The sequence below is a fragment of the Vogesella indigofera genome, from assembly GCF_028548395.1.
GTDB classification, from domain to species: Bacteria; Pseudomonadota; Gammaproteobacteria; order Burkholderiales; family Chromobacteriaceae; genus Vogesella; species Vogesella indigofera_A.
In genome coordinates this window covers 72,889-89,969 of record NZ_JAQQLA010000001.1, presented here as the reverse complement: position 1 = coordinate 89,969, position 17,081 = coordinate 72,889, and the positions used below count along the sequence as shown (strand labels likewise).

Annotated in this window: 17 protein-coding genes; 4 read left to right on the top strand and 13 right to left on the bottom strand. The window is 65.9% G+C overall.

From position 1 onward, the window contains the following. Positions 1-11 precede the first annotated feature (11 nt). From PQU89_RS00465 to PQU89_RS00455, 3 genes are read right to left on the bottom strand one after another with little or no spacing between them, the layout of a single operon-like run. Positions 12-1,355, bottom strand: coding sequence for an aspartate aminotransferase family protein (locus tag PQU89_RS00465; protein ID WP_272764103.1), 1,344 nt, complete (start codon positions 1,353-1,355; stop codon positions 12-14). Then, positions 1,352-2,410 carry a phosphotransferase gene (locus PQU89_RS00460; protein WP_272764102.1) on the bottom strand — a complete coding sequence of 353 codons (1,059 nt, stop codon included), beginning with the start codon at positions 2,408-2,410 and terminating at the stop codon, positions 1,352-1,354. Before PQU89_RS00460 ends, PQU89_RS00465 begins: the two co-directional genes overlap by 4 nt. Beyond that, positions 2,403-3,143 carry an SDR family NAD(P)-dependent oxidoreductase gene (locus tag PQU89_RS00455; protein WP_272764101.1) on the bottom strand — a complete coding sequence of 247 codons (741 nt, stop codon included), beginning with the start codon at positions 3,141-3,143 and terminating at the stop codon, positions 2,403-2,405. Before PQU89_RS00455 ends, PQU89_RS00460 begins: the two co-directional genes overlap by 8 nt. Before the next feature lie 279 nt (positions 3,144-3,422). Here PQU89_RS00455 and PQU89_RS00450 point away from each other — a divergent pair, with 279 nt between their 5' ends. From PQU89_RS00450 to PQU89_RS00440, 3 genes are all read left to right on the top strand, one after another. Then, complete coding sequence (locus tag PQU89_RS00450) at positions 3,423-4,145, top strand: GntR family transcriptional regulator (RefSeq protein WP_272764100.1); 723 nt, start codon at positions 3,423-3,425, stop codon at positions 4,143-4,145. A 413-nt stretch (positions 4,146-4,558) separates the two neighbouring features. Further along, positions 4,559-5,149 (top strand): DUF4360 domain-containing protein, encoded by a 591-nt coding sequence (locus tag PQU89_RS00445; protein WP_272764099.1) that lies wholly within the window; start codon positions 4,559-4,561, stop codon positions 5,147-5,149. Positions 5,150-5,207: 58 nt separating this feature from the next. Further along, positions 5,208-5,798 (top strand): DUF4360 domain-containing protein, encoded by a 591-nt coding sequence (locus PQU89_RS00440; RefSeq protein ID WP_272764098.1) that lies wholly within the window; start codon positions 5,208-5,210, stop codon positions 5,796-5,798. On the opposite strand, the gene PQU89_RS00435 is transcribed toward PQU89_RS00440, so the two are convergent. The 8 genes from PQU89_RS00435 to PQU89_RS00400 all read right to left on the bottom strand — a co-directional run bounded on the left by PQU89_RS00435 (position 5,779) and on the right by PQU89_RS00400 (position 13,394). Beyond that, a complete protein-coding gene (locus PQU89_RS00435; RefSeq protein ID WP_272764097.1) occupies positions 5,779-7,014 on the bottom strand; it encodes a benzoate/H(+) symporter BenE family transporter in 1,236 nt (411 codons plus the stop codon). The two genes, PQU89_RS00440 and PQU89_RS00435, sit on opposite strands and share 20 nt — an antisense overlap. A gap of 178 nt (positions 7,015-7,192) precedes the next feature. Then, on the bottom strand, positions 7,193-7,978 hold the full coding sequence (locus PQU89_RS00430) for a 1,6-dihydroxycyclohexa-2,4-diene-1-carboxylate dehydrogenase (RefSeq protein ID WP_272764096.1): 786 nt from the start codon (positions 7,976-7,978) through the stop codon (positions 7,193-7,195). Positions 7,979-7,982: 4 nt separating this feature from the next. Next, the gene (benC, locus tag PQU89_RS00425; RefSeq protein ID WP_272764095.1) at positions 7,983-9,002 is read right to left on the bottom strand and encodes a benzoate 1,2-dioxygenase electron transfer component BenC; all 1,020 of its coding nucleotides are present in this window, start codon (positions 9,000-9,002) and stop codon (positions 7,983-7,985) included. A 21-nt stretch (positions 9,003-9,023) separates the two neighbouring features. Continuing rightward, positions 9,024-9,515, bottom strand: coding sequence for a benzoate 1,2-dioxygenase small subunit (benB, locus tag PQU89_RS00420; protein WP_272764094.1), 492 nt, complete (start codon positions 9,513-9,515; stop codon positions 9,024-9,026). Further along, on the bottom strand, positions 9,512-10,879 hold the full coding sequence (benA, locus tag PQU89_RS00415; RefSeq protein ID WP_272764093.1) for a benzoate 1,2-dioxygenase large subunit: 1,368 nt from the start codon (positions 10,877-10,879) through the stop codon (positions 9,512-9,514). Before benA ends, benB begins: the two co-directional genes overlap by 4 nt. Positions 10,880-10,940: 61 nt before the next feature. After that, complete coding sequence (gene catA, locus PQU89_RS00410; RefSeq protein ID WP_272764092.1) at positions 10,941-11,861, bottom strand: catechol 1,2-dioxygenase; 921 nt, start codon at positions 11,859-11,861, stop codon at positions 10,941-10,943. Between the two features lie 91 nt (positions 11,862-11,952). Further along, positions 11,953-12,243, bottom strand: coding sequence for a muconolactone Delta-isomerase (gene catC / locus PQU89_RS00405; RefSeq protein WP_272764091.1), 291 nt, complete (start codon positions 12,241-12,243; stop codon positions 11,953-11,955). 41 nt (positions 12,244-12,284) lie between these two features. After that, positions 12,285-13,394, bottom strand: a complete 1,110-nt coding sequence (locus PQU89_RS00400; RefSeq protein WP_272764090.1) for a muconate/chloromuconate family cycloisomerase — start codon at positions 13,392-13,394, stop codon at positions 12,285-12,287. Between the two features lie 111 nt (positions 13,395-13,505). On the opposite strand from PQU89_RS00400, the gene PQU89_RS00395 reads away from it, so the two are divergent. Beyond that, positions 13,506-14,411, top strand: coding sequence for a LysR family transcriptional regulator (locus tag PQU89_RS00395; RefSeq protein ID WP_272764089.1), 906 nt, complete (start codon positions 13,506-13,508; stop codon positions 14,409-14,411). On the opposite strand, the gene PQU89_RS17210 is transcribed toward PQU89_RS00395, so the two are convergent. Next, positions 14,405-15,409, bottom strand: a complete 1,005-nt coding sequence (locus tag PQU89_RS17210) for a methyl-accepting chemotaxis protein (RefSeq protein WP_272764088.1) — start codon at positions 15,407-15,409, stop codon at positions 14,405-14,407. The genes PQU89_RS00395 and PQU89_RS17210 overlap by 7 nt on opposite strands. Positions 15,410-15,549: 140 nt before the next feature. Next, positions 15,550-16,929 (bottom strand): MFS transporter, encoded by a 1,380-nt coding sequence (locus tag PQU89_RS00385; protein WP_272764087.1) that lies wholly within the window; start codon positions 16,927-16,929, stop codon positions 15,550-15,552. Positions 16,930-17,081 lie beyond the last annotated feature (152 nt).

The following is a 17,081-nucleotide window of genomic DNA, read 5'->3' as shown; positions in this document are numbered from 1 at the left end:
CTGCCCCCGCGCTACAGCCCGGCCAGCACCTCGTCCAGCGTGGCCAGCAGCTGGTCGGCGTTGGCGCGCGAGAACGGCAGCTGCGGCCGCACCTTGAGGATGTTGCCGGCCGGGCCGGTGGCGCTGATCAGGATCTGGCGCTGGCGCAGCGCGTTGACGATGCGGGCGGTTTCCGCCGTGGCCGCCGTCTTGCGCTGCCGGTCGGTCACCAGCTCCACCCCCAGGAAGAAACCGGCGCCGCGCACATCGCCGATCAGCGCGTGTTTTGCGGCCAACGTGTCAAAGCCGGCCTTGAGATAGGCGCCGGTGTCGCGCGCGTTCTGCTGCAGGCCCTCGTCGCGGATGATGTCCAGCACCGCGAGGCCCGCGACGCACGACACCGGGTTGCCGCCAAAGGTATTGAAGTAGCGCACCTGGCGGCCGAAGGCGTCGATGATCTCCGGCCGTGCCGTCAGCCCAGCGATGGGGTGGCCATTGCCCATCGGCTTGCCCATGGTGACGATGTCCGGGGTGACGCCGTGGCGCTGAAAGCCCCAGAAGTGGCTGCCGCTGCGGGCGAAACCGGCCTGCACTTCGTCGGCGATGAACAGCCCGCCGGCGGCGCGGATGGCGTCGACGGCACCGGCGAGAAAGCCTGCCGGCTCGGCAAACACGCCGTCGCTGGTAAACAGCGTGTCCACCAGCAGCGCCGCCGGGCGGATGCCGTGCCGCTGCAGGTCGGCGATGGCCTGCTCTACGTGGCGGGTAAAGCGCGCCCCTACATCCTCACCCTCGTCATCGTCCGGGTAACGGTAGGCGTCGGGCGCCGGCACGGTGCGCACGTGCACGCCCAGCGGCACGTTGTGACCGAAGGCCGGCGAGCACGCCGCCACGCTGCTGGTGACGCCGTGATAGGCATGGCTGGTAACGATCACGCCGGCACCGCCGCTGTAGTTGGCCGCCAGCCGCAGTGCCAGATCGTTGGCCTCGCTGCCGGTGCAGGTGAACATCGCCTGGCTGGTGGCCGCCGGCAGGGTGGCCAGCAGCCGCTCGGCGTAGTCGAGGATGATGTCGTTCAGGTAGCGGGTGTGGGTGTTCAGCGTCGCCGCCTGGCGGGCGATGGCGTCCACCACCCGCGGGTGACTGTGCCCGACCGAGGCGACGTTGTTGTACACGTCGAGATAGGCGTTGCCGTCCGCGTCGTACAGCCACACCCCCTCGCCGCGCACCACGTGCAGCGGCTGCTCGTAGAACAGCCGGTACGCCTGCCCCAGCACCTGCTGCCGGCGCTGGATCAGCGCCTGTTCGCGCGCCGGCAGGCTGCCGGCGGTAGCCGGGTCGAAGGCATTGGCCATGCGTTGGTCCTTGCTGCTCATGCTTGTCCTTTCATGCCACACACTTGCAGCAAAAATGCCTGCGCCTGCTCGCGGCCAATGGCTTGCAGCCGTTGCAGGCCGTCCCAGCTCAGGCCGTTGTTGCGCAGGATGTAGGTCTTGTTTTCCGGGTAGCGGCTGGCGCGCCAGCCGGTGATGGTCACCGTCATGCACAGCCGGGTGAGGATCAGCTCGTACAGCAGCAGCACTTCTTCGCGCCGCAGCGGGCATCGCTGGTGATAGCCGGCAATCAGCTCGGCGGCGCTATCCAGCGGGTTGGCATTACCGGACAGCTGGTAGGAACAGGCCACCGCCAGCTCGTTGATCAACGGCGCCTGCACCATGTCGCCAAAGTCGATCAGCCCGCTGGTGGTGATCTGGTCCTGCGGGTCGACCAGCACGTTGTAGGGGTTGAGATCGTTGTGGATTACCTGCCGCCGCAGCCCGGCCAGCGCCGGCTGGATCTCGCGCTGGAAATGCGCGACGAACGCCGCCAGGGTGTCGGTTTGTGGCCCCGGCGGCAGCTCGGCCAGCAGCGGCTGCAGCCGCTCGCTGTGCTGGATGTCCCACAGCAGCGCGTGATCGGCGGACGGATGCGCAAAATCGCTGAGCGCCAGATCCAGCCGCGCCAGCGTTGCTCCCAGGTCGCGACGCTGCGCGGCCGAGCGCGTGATCTGGTGCAAAGGTTGGCCGCCAAGGTAGCTGAACAGGCGCAGCACCCGCTGCGTGCCATCCGCCAGCGTTATCGCCGCATACGGCGCGCCATCCAGCCGCAGGATAACGCGTGGGATCGGCAGCGCCGGGTCGCGGCTGGCGGCATGCAGCAGCGCGCGGGTCTGGAAATCGGTGACGCCGCGCGCCTCCGCCGGGTGGGTCAGCTTCAGCACGTACTGCTCGCCGTCGTCGCCGTGGATGTGGAAGTTCTGGTCGCGCTCGCTGTTGAGCGGGCTGGCGCTGCCGCGCAGGCCGTAGTGCTGCCACAGCAGTTCGCTGGCGGCCTCGGGCGAGGTGGCGCTGCCCATGGTGGAAAACAGCTGGTCGATGGCGCTGTCAGACATGCTGGCCTCCGTTGATGTGGATTTCCGAGCCGTTGATATAGGAGGAACGGTTGGAACACAGGAAGTAGATCGCCTCCGCCACCTCGTGCGGCGTGCCCAGCCGCTGCATCGGCACATCGTGCTCGACGATCTTGGCGGTGTCCGGCGACAGGATGGCGGTGTCGATCTCGCCGGGGGCGATGGCATTGGCGCGGATGCCGTGCGGCGCGAACTCGTGCGCCAACTCGCGGGTCAGCGCCGCCAAGCCGGCCTTGGATGCGGCATAGGCGACGCCGGCAAACGGGTGCACCCGCGAGCCGGCAATCGAGGTGACGTTGACGATGCTGCCCTGCCCTTTTTTCAGCTCCGGGAACAGCGCCCGCGCCAGCAGCGCGGTGGACACCAGGTTGACGTTCAGCACCCTACCCCAGGTGTCCATATCGCTGCCCAGAATGCCCAGCCGCGCGCCATTCGGCCCCTTGGGCGAGATGCCGGCATTGTTCACCAGTGCGTGCAATTCGCCACCCGGCAGCCGGCTGCGCACCTCCGCCACCAGCGCATCGAGGCAGGACAGGTCGGCCAGATCGGCCTGCACATGGCTGGCGCGCGCCGACGGCCAGCGGCAGTCCTCGGAAAACGGCTGCCGCGACACGGTAAAGATGTGCCAGTTGTGTTCCTGGAACAGCTTGACGGTGGCGTGGCCGATGCCGCGGCTGGCCCCCGTCAACAGCATGTAACGCTTTTTATCCGGCATTGCAGACTCCTGGTTGATTGGGCGCTGGCACTGACACATCGCGAGCGATCCGGCCGCGCGGCGCAGGCTGATTTACCGTGACAGTACGGCAATCACATTTATGATGCATCATATTTGTTGCATTTTTTAATTGCAAGCACGGCACGTCCAGCACTGCGCCGCGTGATGGCGACTGCCGCCAAGCGTGGCCGCGCCGGTCTTGCCACCCTGCGGCCAACCTTGCACGCCCCACGTAAGCGGCCCTTTTGTTTATTTGATGCATCATATTTTCTGGCGCCGATGCTAGAATCGGGTCAACTCAATCTTGCGGCACGCCCCACCATGACCGACGCGCTGGACACGCTGGAACACGACAACCTCGGCAGCACCGTCTACCACCTGCTATGCAATGCCCTGATCCAGGGCAAGCTCAAGCCGGGAGAGCGGCTGAAGATCCGCGAACTGGCGGCGCGGCTGGGCACCAGCGTCACCCCGGTGCGCGATGCCATCCTGCGGCTGGTGCAGGAACAGGCGCTGGCGATGAAGTCGGCGCGCGACATCCGCGTGCCGCACATGACGGTAGAACGCTATCTGGAGATCCGCGCCATCCGCATCAAACTGGAAGGGTTGGCCGCAGAAATGGCGGCGCAGAATGCCAGCGCCGAGCAGATCGCACTGCTGGAAGACTTGGTACGGCAGAACGAACAGGCGATTGCCGACGGCGACACCGCCCGCGGCTGCGACCTCAACCAGCGCTTTCACTTCGCGCTGGTCGATATCGCCGGCATGCCCTTCCTGCAGGGCATCCTGTACCGCATCTGGCTGCAGATGGGGCCGCTGATTGCCGACGTCTACAGTGCCGGCGGCGACGACATGCTCGACTTCCACTACCCGGTGCTGGCCGCCATCCGCGCCCATGACGGCCCGGCCGCCGCCCGCGCGATCAGCGATGACATCCTGTGCGGCGGGCAGGTGATCCTTCAGCATCTGCAAGCCGCGGCCACGGCGCCGGCTGCGCGGTAAGCGCCACGCGCGCCAAGCCGCCCCGCCACCCACGCCACAAAAACGGGGCGACGCTGTCGCGCCGCGCCACCGGCCACACCCCCTGCCCGCAGGCACCCGCCGGCAGCACCCGCTACCCAGACCATCCCCATCCCCTGCGCTGCGGCGACGGCGCGCTTTCCGCCGCTGCCGGCAACGGCATGAATATGTGCGTCAGCAGACAGACGCCAACTGCACGCCGCCACAAGCTGCAACTAGCCAAGCCAGCATGAACTCCGGCGCCAGCGCCAACCAGGGCAGTGCGCAGGAGCAAGGCGGCAAACGGCGATAAGGCCTGCGACGGCAATCAGACAGGACGCACCGCGTCCCAGGCTGAGCCGCCACCGGTCATGCCGTCTTGCGCAAGCAGGACTCGTAACACGAGGAGGTTCATCATGAAAAAAATCATCCTGTTAATGACCGCCCTGCTGCTCGGCACGGCGGCTTACGCCGACGACATTGCGCTGGGCGAGCCAGGCTACGGCGGGACCGGCTGTCCGGCCGGCACGGTCGATGTCACCCTGAGTCCGGATGCCAAGTCCCTGAGTCTGTTGTTCGACCAATACCAGCTCAGCGTGGGCGGCAGCAGCGGCAAAAGCTTCGACCGCAAGAGCTGCAACATCGCCATCCCGGTGCACGTACCGCAAGGCCTGAGCGTATCAATCCTGAAAATCGACTTCCGCGGCTTCAATCACCTGCCGCAGTCGGCAACCTCGCAGTTCAACGTCGAGTACTTCTTTGCCGGCACCCGTGGCCCGGCCTTCCAGCGGCGATTTCGCGGTCCGATTGATGAAGACTATCTGATCAGCAACACGCTGACCGCCGAGTCGATCATCTGGTCGCGCTGTGGCGAGGACGTCAACCTGCGCACCAATTCGAGCATGCGCGTGAACACGGCTTACAACAGGGAAGCCATGGCGTCGATCGATTCCGAAGACGTCAATGCCTCGATCATCTACCACCTGCAGTGGCGCAATTGCCGCTGAGCCCATCGTGGGCGGTGCCTGGCAGCAGGCGCCGCCCGGCTCATGAAAGGAAACGACCATGACCTGGCTGCTGCGTAGTCTTCTCGCCTGTGCCGGGCTGCTGTGCCTGCCGGCACAGGCCCAGGAAAGCAACGGCTGCCCCGCGGGCAGCTATTCCGTCATCAGCTCTCCCGATGGCACCACCCTGAGCATCTTATTTGACCAGTTCACCGTCGCCAGCAGTGCCAATGCCGTGAGCGGCGTGCAACGCAAAGCCTGCCGCATTACGTCCCCGCTCAATTTACCGGCCGGTTATTCCATCGGTGTCTACAGGGTCGACTACCGCGGCTTTGCCAAACTGGCGGCGAAACAGGAAACCGCACTCGACGTGCAGTACTTCCTGGGGCCACGCGACAACGCGCACGGCCGCGTTTTCAAACGCAAGATCAAGGGCCCGCATGAAAACGATTACCTGTTTACGGAAAACATCGGCGCCGGACAGATGAAACGGGTCGGCTGCGGTGCAGCGGCGATGCTCGATGTCAGCATCACCCTCAGCCTTGATGACGAGCTGCGGCGCGGTGCGGCCATGGCGTCGCTGGACACCACCGACGCCGCCCCGGGCGCCGCCCTGGTCTACCATCTCAATCTCAAGTCGTGCCCGTCTTGACGCGGGCTCGGGCCTCCGGCTTGCGCAGCACGCAGCAGGCGATGCTGCCGATCAGCACACCCCAGAACGCGGCACCGAGCCCGGCGTAGCTCATGCCGGAGGCGGTCGCCAGGAAGGTGATCATTGACGCCTCGCGTTGCTCCTCGTCCTGCAGCACCGCCAGCAGGTTGGCCGTGATCGCCCCGATCAGCGCCACCCCGGCCAGAATGGCGACCAGCGCCTTGGACAGCGCCGCAAACAGCAGCACGATCGCCCCCGAAAACAGTCCGCCCAGCAGATAGAACACGCCATTGGCGATCCCCGCCACATAGCGTTTGCCCGGGTCTTCATGCGCGTCCTGGCCGGTACACAGCGCCGCCGTGATCGCCGCCACCACGATGGTCACCCCGCCAAAGCAGGCCACCAGCAGCGACGCCGCGCTGGTGACCAGCAGGATAGGCCGCGCCGGAATGGCGTAGCCGGCGCCACGCAGAATGGCCATCCCCGGCAGGAACTGCCCGGTGAGGCTGACGATGACCAGCGGGATGGCCAGGCTCAGCGTCGCCGCGATGCTCCACTGCGGCGCGATGAACAACGGCCGCGTCAGGCTGAAGCTCGCCCCGCCGTCATGCAGCTGGCCCGTCGCCAGCGACAGCAGCACACCGACCAGCAACACCAGCACGATGCAGTAGCGCGGCAACAGGCGGCGGAACAGCAGGTAGGCCAGCACCATGCTGACGCCCAACAGCGGCGCCGCCACCGCCGACCTGAACGCCTGCACCCCGAACTGGAACAGGATGCCGGCCATCATTCCCGCCGCAATGCCGCGCGGAATCCGCTGCATGATGCGGTCAAAATAGCCGGAGCAGCCGATCAGGAAGATGATCAGCGCCGCGGTGATGTAGGCGCCCACCACCTGCGGCATCGAGATCGCCGGGAACAGCGTCACCAGCAGCGCGGTGCCGGGCGCCGACCAAGCGGTGATCACCGGCACCCTGGTGCGCCAGCTCAGCACGATGCCGGACAGTGCGGCGCCGATCGAAATCGCCCACACCCACGACGACACCATGTCGCGGCCGAAATGCCCGACTTCCGCCGCATGAAAAAAGATCACCAGCGGCCCGGAGTAGGACACCAGCACCGCCAGAAAACCGGCGCTGACCGCCGACAGCGACCAGTCCCGCCGCAGGTGCGCCAGCGGGCCGTCGCCGCCGGTCTTGCCTTGTTCAGACCCCATCTTCGCTCCTTCCATATTCACGCCTTGCGCCACAAGCACGCGGCGGCGCTCGCAGCAGCAGTCATCATCCCCCGCCCGCGCTTGCGGCCAACCTTGCCGGTGCAAAAAAAAACGCGTCTTTCGCCGTGGGGACGGCCAAAGACGCGCAGCAAGGAAAGGGAAACTCAAGAAACAACAACTAGCCCTGATCGCCACCACCGACCGGCAACACCGTGCCGGTGATGTAGGAGGACTCGTCCGACGCCAGGAACAGGATCGCTGCCACCTGCTCCGCGATGCTGCCGTAGCGGTGCATCAGGCTGGAGGCGATGGTCTGCTCGACGATGCCCTGGTACCAGCTGGCCTCCTGCTCGCTCATCGCCGCCTCGTTGCGCGGCACCTTGCGCGGCGGCGCCTCGGTGCCGCCGGTGGCCACCGCATTGACGCGGATGCCGTCCTGCGCGTGCTCGAAGGCGAGGCTGGCGGTCAGCGCGTTGACGCCGCCCTTGGCCGCCGAGTACGGAATGCGGTAGATGCCGCGGGTGGCGATGGAGGACACGTTCACGATCACCCCCTGCCGCCGCGCAATCATCGCCGGCAGCACCGCGCGGCAGCACCACAGCGTCGGAAACAGCGAGCGGCGGATCTCGGCCTCGATCTGGGATTCGTCGTACTCCTGGTACGGCTTGGCCCAGATGGTGCCACCGACGTTGTTGACCAGCACGTCGATGCGGCCGAATTCATCCAGCGCCGCCGTCACCGCCTGCTGCGCACCGGCATAGGTCTCCAGGTCGGCGGAGATCACGATGGCGCGGCCGCCGTCGGCCTTGATCTCGCCGGCCACCTCGTGCACGTAGTCGGAGCGGTCGACCAGCACCAGCGCGGCGCCCTCCTGTGCCGCGCCGATGGCGACACCGCGGCCGATGCCCTGCGCCGCCCCCGTTACCACCACCACCTTGTCGTCAAAGCGTTTTTGCTGTCGCATACCGTCAGGCCTCGCTGCTGGCCGAGAATTTCTCGTAGTAGAAGTTGGCCGGGGTAATGCCCGAGTCGGCCAGCCACTGGCGCACCGCATCGACCATCGCCACCGGGCCGCACAGGTAGATGTCGACGTCGCCGCCATTGAGCCACGCCGGGTCGATGTGCTGAGTGACATAGCCCTTGCGCGGATGGTCGCTGTCGGCCGCCGCCACGCAGCTGCGGTAGTCGAACTGCGGCAGGCGGACATGGGCGGCCTCCAGCTGTTCCAGCGCCACCAGGTCGACATCGTTGGTGACGCCGAACACCATGCGGATCGGCTGCGTGCTGTCGCTTTCGGCCAGCACCGCCAGCATCGACAGGAAGGGCGCGATGCCGGTACCGCCGGCGAGGAACAGCACCGGACGCACCACCTCGCGCAGGTAGAAGCTGCCGTACGGGCCGCTGAAGCTGATGCGCTGACCGGGGCGGGCATCGTGGCGCAGGAACTGGCTCATGCGGCCGCCCGGCACATTGCGCACCACGAATGCCGCCTGCGCCGCGCCCGGTGGCGAGCTGAAGGAGTAGGCGCGCGACAGCTCGCTGCCGGGAATGTCGACCTTCACGTACTGGCCGGGCAGGAAACCAAGGTTGGCCGCAGCATCCAGTTCGATGGCAAAGCCGATGGTGGAGTCGGACAGGGTTTCCACCGACGCCAGGGTGCCGTCGAACGTGGTCACGCCGGTCTTGCACGCTTGTGACGAGGCCGGGATCTGGATGACGCAATCGGACTTCGGCCGTGTCTGGCAGGCGAGGATATAGCCCTGGCCGGCCTCTTCCGCGGTCAGCGCATCGTCGATGTAACTGGACGGCGGCAACTCGTAACTGCCCGACTCGCACAGGCCGCGACAGGTGCCGCAGGCGCCATCTCGACAATCCAGCGGGATGTTGATCTTCTGGCGATAGGCGGCATCGGATAGCGTTTCGTTGTCGTTGCAGCTGATGAAACGGGTGACGCCATCTTCAAACTGAAGTGCAATCTGATAACTCATGGTGTATTCCTGCCTGGCGGATCAGATGTGATAGATATCGATTACCTGGTGGATGTAATCGTTTTTCAGCACCACATACTTGTTGCGGATTTTCGGACTGTCCCCGGCAAAATCGATCACGTAGCGCGCCATGCCGAAGTGGCTGTAATCGGTCTTGTAACGGTGGCTCAGCGTGTGCCAGTTGAAGCGCACGGTGACCTGCGCGCCGTCCTGCGCCACCAGCTCGACATTGCTGATGTTGTGGCTGGTGCGGGTGTCCGGCATGGTGGCGCTGGAGCGCTCGGTCTTGATGCGGAACACGCGGTCTTCCAGCCCCTGCCGATTCGGGTAGTAGATCAGCGAGATCTCGCGCTGCGGGTCGGACACCAGGGTGTCGTCGTCGTCCCACGACGGCATCCAGAACTCGGCGTCGTCGTGGTAGCACGCCAGCCAGTCGTCCCACTGCTCGTCGTCCAGCAGGCGGCTTTCGCGGTAGAGAAAGGCGCGGATCAGCTCCATATTCACGGTACTCATGCCTGTCCCCCTTCCGCGGCAACGGCTTTCTTCATCACGTCCAGCCAGTAGCGGTGCTGCACCGTGTACAGGCCCTCGTCCTCGGTCTTGACCCCGCTCAGCACCGGCTTCAGGCCGATCTTGCGGGCAGCCTCGTCGGCCCCTTCCACCCAGTGCGTGGCGCCGCGGCACATGTCGTTCCACTCCACCGCACGGCCGGCATAGCCTTGCTGGCAGGCGCGGAACTCTTCCAGGTCGTCCGGCGTCGCCATGCCGCTGGCGTTGAAGAAGTCTTCGTACTGGCGGATGCGGCGGGCGCGCGCGTCGGCCGGTTCGCCCTTGGGCGCGATGCAATAGATGGTGACTTCGGACTTGCCCACCGACAGCGGCCGTACCACGCGGATCTGCGAGCCGAACTGGTCCATCAGGTACACGTTGGGGTACAGGCACAGGTTGCGCGAGTTGCGTACCATCCAGTCGGCCATCTCGGGGCCGAGCTTGTCGGCGTATTCGTCGCGGCGCGCGAAGTTGGGACGGTCTTCCGGGTTGGCCCACTGCGTCCACAACAGCATGTGGCCGTGCTCGAAGGCGTAGAAGCCGCCGCCCTGCTTGCCCCACTTGCCGGCGTCCATGGCGCGGGTGTTGTCTTCGCGCGCGTTCTGTTCCTTGCGCTGGCTGGTGGTGGCGGCGTAGTTCCAGTGCACGGCCGAAACGTGGTAGCCATCGGCACCGTTTTCGGCGGTCAGCTTCCAGTTGCCGTCGAAGGTGTAGGTCGACGAGCCGCGCAGCACCTCCAGCCCATCCGGCGACTGCTCGACGATCATGTCGATGATCTTGGTCGCCTCGCCGAGATACTCGGTCAGCGGCTTGACGTCCGCATTCAGGCTGCCGAACAGGAAGCCGCGGTAGTTCTCGAAGCGCGCGACTTTTTTCAGGTCGTGCGAGCCTTCCTTGTTGAAGCAGTCCGGGTAGCCGGCGTCTTCCGGATCCTTCACCTTCAGCAGCTTGCCGCTGTTGTTGAAGGTCCAGCCGTGGAACGGGCAGGTGTAGGTCGCCTTGTTGCCGCGCTTGTGGCGGCACAGCGTCGCGCCGCGGTGGGTACAGGCGTTGACGAAGGCGTTCAGCTCACCCTGGCGGTTGCGCGCGATGAAGATCGGCTGGCGCCCCATATTAGTGGTGTAGTAGTCGTTGTTGTTCGGGATCTGGCTCTCGTGCGCGAGATAGATCCAGTTGCCTTCGAAGATGTGCTTCATCTCGAGTTCGAACAGCGCTTCGTCGGTGAAGACGCTGCGGTGCAGGCGGTAGTCACCGGTCTGCGGATTCTCGATCAGGTAGTCGTCCAGCGACTTCAGCCTGGGGCTGCTATCGGTGTGAATCGGGATCATGGTGTGTCTCCTTGCTGGCCTGGCGGGGCTGCCGCTGCGGCAGCCCTCTTGTTGTTGTCGGTCAGGCGCTGGCGCGCTGGCGTGCCACTTCGGCCGCCGGGGCCACCGCCGACTCACCATAGAGGTGGAAGTCGAAGTCGATGGAGGCGAACGGCTGGCTCAGCTGCTTCTGGTCCAGCGCGGCGGCATCGCTGATGCGGGTCACCGCCGGCACCAGTCCTTCGCGGCTGGCGAAGGCGAAGTCGTCCCACAGGTATTCGTCACCGTCGATATTGATCTGGGTGGTCAGCTTGCGGTGTGCCGGCGCCGACACGAAGAAGTGGATGTGCGCCGGACGGCGGCCGTGGCGGCCCAGCTGCGTCAGCAGGCGCTGGGTGGTGCCTTCCGGCGGGCAGCCGTAGCCCATCGGCACGATGCTGCGGAACTGGTAGCGGCCCTGCTCGTCGGTGATGATGGTACGGCGCAGGTTGAAGTGGGACTGGCTCTTGTCGAAGAAGGAGTAGTTGCCCATCAGGTTGGCGTGCCACACCTCCACCTGTGCCCCCGGCAGCGGCTTGCCGTCGGCACCGTAGACGGTGCCCTGCATGAACAGCACTTCGCCCTGCGCGCTTTCGCTGCCGTCATCGAGGCGGGCGAAACCCGTGCTCGTCGGGGCGCCGGCCACGTACAGCGGGCCTTCGATGGTGCGCGGCGTGCCGCCAGTCAGGCCGGCCTTGGCCTCTGCCTCGTCCTGGCGGATGTCGATGAAGCGCTCCAGACCGATACCGGGCGCCAGCAGGCCCAGCTCGTGGCTGGCACCGGCCTCGGCAAAGTACTCCAGACCTTTCCAGATTTCGCTCGGCTGCAGGTCCAGGTCCTCGATCGCCTTGAACAGGTCGCTGGTCAGGCGCACCACCACTTGCTGCACGCGCGGGTTCACCGCACCGCTAGCGGTATCAACGATGAAGCTTTTTACCAGGGCATCGATTTCTGCGTGATTCATGTCTAAGACTCCTCTGTAGTACTGTTGTGTTGTGACTCGGGGGTTGCGGGTTGACGCGGGTTTACGGCGTTAGCCTTCTGGCGGGCTTTATTCAACGGTCGTCGTCGTGTACCGAAGACGGGTGACGACACAGGGGCATGACCTGGATGGTCATGAACGGAAATAGTGGCAGCGTGGACAGCAGCTGGTGCAGCTCGTCCACATCCGTCACGTCAAAAATGCTGACATTCGAGTACTGGCCGGCAACACGCCACAGGTGGCGCCACTTGCCGCTGCGCTGCAGCGCCTGCGCCTTGTCCTTCTCGACTTGCTTCAGGTTGGCCGCAACGCTGTCGGCCATGTCGTGCGGTAACTTCACATCCATTCGTACGTGAAACAGCATGGTTTGCTCCTCTTCGGTTCGGGATAAGGTCAGCGATGGCGTTAGCGGCGGCGCAAGCGGGCCAGCTTGTCGCGATCGATCTGGATGCCCAGCCCCGGCCCGGTCGGCACCTGCAGCATGAAATCCTGGTACTGCAGCGGTTCGCACAGGATTTCCTCGGTCAGCAGCAGCGGGCCGAACAGCTCGGTGCCGTGACTGAGCGAGGCAAAGGTGGAAAACAGGTGCGCCGAGGCGGCGGTGCCGACGGCGCCTTCCAGCATGGTGCCGCCGTACAGGCCGATCCCCGCCAGCTGCGCCAGCGACCCGACCAGTTGCGCCGGCAGCAGGCCGCCTGACTGCGCGATCTTGACCGCGAACACGTCGGCACCGGCCGACGCCGCCAGCTCGAAGGCGCTCTGCGGGCCGTGCAAGGCCTCGTCGGCCATCAGCGGCACGCTGAAACGACTGGCCAGACGCGCCAGCGATGCACGCTGCTCGGCGCGCACCGGCTGCTCGATCAGGTCGATGCCGCCGGCCTCCAGCGCCGCGATGCCGGCCATCGCGTCCAGCTCGCTCCACGCCTGGTTGACGTCGACGCGCACGCTGACCTCGTCACCGAGTGCCTTCTTGATCGCCAGCACATGCGCGACATCGTCCTGCACGCTGCGCAGGCCGATCTTCAGCTTGAAGATGCGGTGCCGGCGCTGCGCCAGCATCTGCTCGGCCTCGGCGATGTCGCGGGCGGTATCGCCGCTGGCCAGCGTCCACGCCACCGGCAAGGCGTCGCGCACCCGGCCGCCGAGCAACTCGCTCAGCGGAATGCCCAGCCGCCGCGCCTGCGCGTCCAAGAGCGCGGTTTCGATCGCGCATTTGGCAAAGCGGTTGCCCTGGATCGTCTTGCGGATGCGGGCCATCACCAGCGCCACCTTGCGCGCGTCCATGCCGACAATCTGCGGTGCGATATGGGTATCGATATTGGCCTTGATGCTTTCCGGGCTTTCCTCGCCGTAGCTCAGGCCACCGATGGTGGTCGCCTCCCCCCAACCCTCGATGCCGTCATCGCAAAGGACGCGGATCAGGACCAGCGTTTGTGTGCTCATCGTGGCCACCGACAGCTTGTGAGGGCGGATGGTGGGCACGTCTGCGAGTATGGTTTCTATTGAGCGGATCATGTTTTTTCGGTATAGAATTCGTGTTGGAAATTTCAAAATCAACAATACACGGCTAAAATTTCCGCGACCAACACCGATTTAGTATGTTTTTTATACCTTGGAGGTATGAAGATGGATCTGCGCCATTTGCGCTATTTTGTGGTGGTCGCGGAGGAGGGAAACATCACCCGCGCCGCCGAACGCCTGCATATCGCGCAGCCGCCGCTGAGCCGGCAGATACAGCAGCTGGAAGAGGAGCTGGGGGTGCCCTTGCTGGTGCGCGGCTCGCGGCCGCTGACGCTGACCGAGGCAGGCCAGTTCTTCTATGCCCATGCCCGCCAGCTGCTGTCGCAGACCCGCGAGCTGGAGGCGATGACGCGCCGCATTGGCACCATCGAGCGCAAGATGTCGATCGGTTTTGTCGGCTCCACCCTGTACGGCATGCTGCCCAAGGTGATCCGCCGCTTTCGCAGCGAACAGAACACCACCGAGCTGACGCTGCACGAGATGACCTCGATGGAACAGATCAGCGCGCTGAAGGAAGGCAAGATCGACGTCGGCTTCGGCCGCATCCGCCACGAGGATCCCAATGTGCGCCGCATCGTGCTGCGCGAGGAGCGCCTGGTCGCGGCGCTACCGTCGGGCCATGCGCTGACCGACAGGCCGGTGATCAGCCTGCTGGATCTCGTCGATGACACGCTGATCGTGTTTCCGAAGGCACCACGGCCGAGTTTTGCCGACCAGATACTGGCCTCGTTCCACGACCGCGGCCTGGAGCCGAAAAAGATCTACGAGGCGCGCGAGCTGCAGGTCGCCATCGGCCTGGTGGCCGCCGGCGAAGGCGTCGCCATCGTGCCCGCCAGCGTGCAGGGGCTGAAGCGCGAGGACGTGTGCTACCTGCCGCTGCAGGACCACAACATGGTCTCCCCCATCATCCTCAGCACCCGGCTGCTGGATGAGTCACGCGAGATCAAGCTGCTGATCGAGATGATCATCCGCATCTACGAAGAAGAGAAAATCGACTACATCCACTACTGAGTGACGAAGCCGGGCGCCGTCTCCGGCGGCAGGCGGGTGCGCAGCAGCGCGGACTGCTGCTGCCACGCCGCGACCCCGCCCTGCAGCGTCTCGCTCAGGCGGCGCTGCTGCTGCAGGGAGGCGATGATGCCCTGCACGATCTCGACCCGCAGCGCCGCGTCGCGGATGAGTTGCTGCATCGCCGCCTGCGCCTCGTCGGCGAGGCTGCGCCCGGCCTGGGCATGGCCGCGCGCCTGTGCCACGCCGTCTTCGGCCGCCCCCGCCGCCTGACTGAGGTTGCCGGCGATGTTGCCGATCTCATCACTGGCCGCGGCGGCGCGTTCGGACAGGCGCCGCACCTCGTCCGCCACCACGGCAAAGCCGCGCCCGTACTCGCCGGCGCGCGCCGCCTCGATCGCCGCGTTCAGCGCCAGCAGATTGGTCTGCTTGGCAATGTCCTGGATGCTGTCCACGATGCGCCCGATGCGCTGCGACTGCGCCGACAGCTGCTGGAACACCACCGCACTGTGTTCGGTGTGCACCGCCAGCGCATCGATCTGCTGCGTCGCCTCGGCCAGCGCCCGCGCGCTGCCGGCGACCAGGCTACCGGACGACCTGGCGATACTGCTCGCCCGTTCCATGTCGTGCCACGACTGCGCCAGCAGCGCGGACAGCTGCGCCGCATCGTCGGCCAGCTTGCCGGCCCCCTCGTCCGACAGCACGGCCAGCGCCGGCAGCGCGGGACGATCCTGCTCGCTGGCAGTCGGCTGTATCTCCGTCCGGAAGCGCAGCGCCGGCAAGGCCATCGCCACCGGCGCGACTGTCGCCACCGCCGCCTGCCGCCGCCGTTCAGCGCACTGTTGCCAGCCCCCGTGCAGCCATTGCGCCAGCGCCAGCGCGCCGGCCAGCAGCAGCGCGCCGCGTGCGACGCCATTCCCGACCCAGAACTGCGCCACCACGCACAGCAGCAATTGCAGCGCCGGCCATACGCGCAGATAAGTCGCGCCCAGTCTTTCCATCGTGATCCCTCCCTTGCCTGTCGATTGCGAAGCCGCGGCGACGAACGCCAGCCGGGAAGGCCACGCGCTCGCGGCCAACGTTGGCCGCGAGCGCGTGGCAAGCATCCCGCCGGCGACGCTTCGCGCCGCCCGGCTATTTCTTAGCTGGCGGAACGCGCCAGCGCCCCGGCCGTGCCGGCGGCCGCCGCTGGCCGCGCCATCCTGAGCGACAGCAGCCACAGCGCCAGCATCGCCAGTGCCGCCGGGATCGCCAGCAGCACCACGATCTGGCTGAACGGCAGCTTCATCGACAGCAGCACGCCGCCCAGCAGCGCCCCGGCGATCCCGCCAAAGCGGCCGATGCCCAGCATCCACGCCATGCCGGTGGCGCGCGCGGCGGTCGGGTAGATCGGCGCCGCCAGTGCCGGCAGCGAGGCCTGGGCGCCGGTCACCATCACCCCGGCCAGGAAGATCAGCACCGCGAACAACGCCACGTTATCCATGCTCTGCCCCACTGCGATCAGCAGCAGCGCCGCCAGCACGTAGACAACACTCAGCACCCGCCCCGGGTTGAACTTGTCCATCAACACCCCGCTCACCAGGGTGCCGATGCCGCCGCCCAGCGGGAAGATCGCGGTCAGCAGCGCCGCTTTTTCGATCGAGAAGCCGGCATCCTTCATCATCAGCGGCATCCAGCTGGTCAGCAGGTAGAAAATCAGCAGCCCCATGAAGTAGGTGATCCACAGCATCAGCGTGCTCAGCACATAGGAGCGCGACAGGATCAGGCGCAGCGAGGAGTCGCTGGACTTTGCCGGCGCTTCCGCGAGCACGAACTGCTCTACATGGCCCAGGTCGCAGCGGCAGATGCGCTCCAGCACCGCCCGGATGCGGGGCAGCGGATAACCGCGCGCGGTCATGTAGGACACCGACTCCGGCAGCGAGCGGATCAGGAACGGCAACAGCAGCAGGGGCAGCACGCCGCCGAGGATGAAGATGCCCTGCCAGCCGTAATGCGGGATGAGCCACGCGGCCACAAAACCGCCCGCCGCCGCCCCCAGCGGAAAGCCGACATAGACGGTATTGATCACCAGCGAACGGCACTTGGCCGGCGCCAGCTCCGCCATCAGCGTCACCGCATTGGGCATCGCCGCGCCGAGACCCAGCCCGGTCAGGAAGCGGATCAGCGCCAGACTGTTGATGTCATAGGCCAGCGCGGTCAGCAGGCTGAACAGCGCGAAAAACACGGTCGCCACGATCAGTGTCACCTTGCGGCCAAAGCGGTCGGCACAGGGGCCGGCGGCCAGCGCGCCAAACGCCAGCCCGAACAGCGCGGCGCTCAGGGCCGGCGCCAGCGCGGAACGCTCGATACCCCACTCGGCCACCAGCAGCGGCGCGATATAGCCGACGGCGGCGGTATCCAGCCCGTCCAGCGCGAGGATGGAAAAACAGAAGAACAAAACCAGCTTCTGATAGCCGGACAATCCCTGCTCGTTGATCAATGTCTGCACATTGACCGTTTTCTTGATGCATTCCTGACTCATGACTCTCTCCGCGTGTAATGACACCAGACTGACGTGGCCGGAAAATCTCTTGCCGGATTTCTCCGCCACTTGAATAACCGGCGCGCCAAATCAGCGCCCGATCCGAGCCCGCATGCTGCGGTCAAATAAACACGACGTCTAATACTGAATTA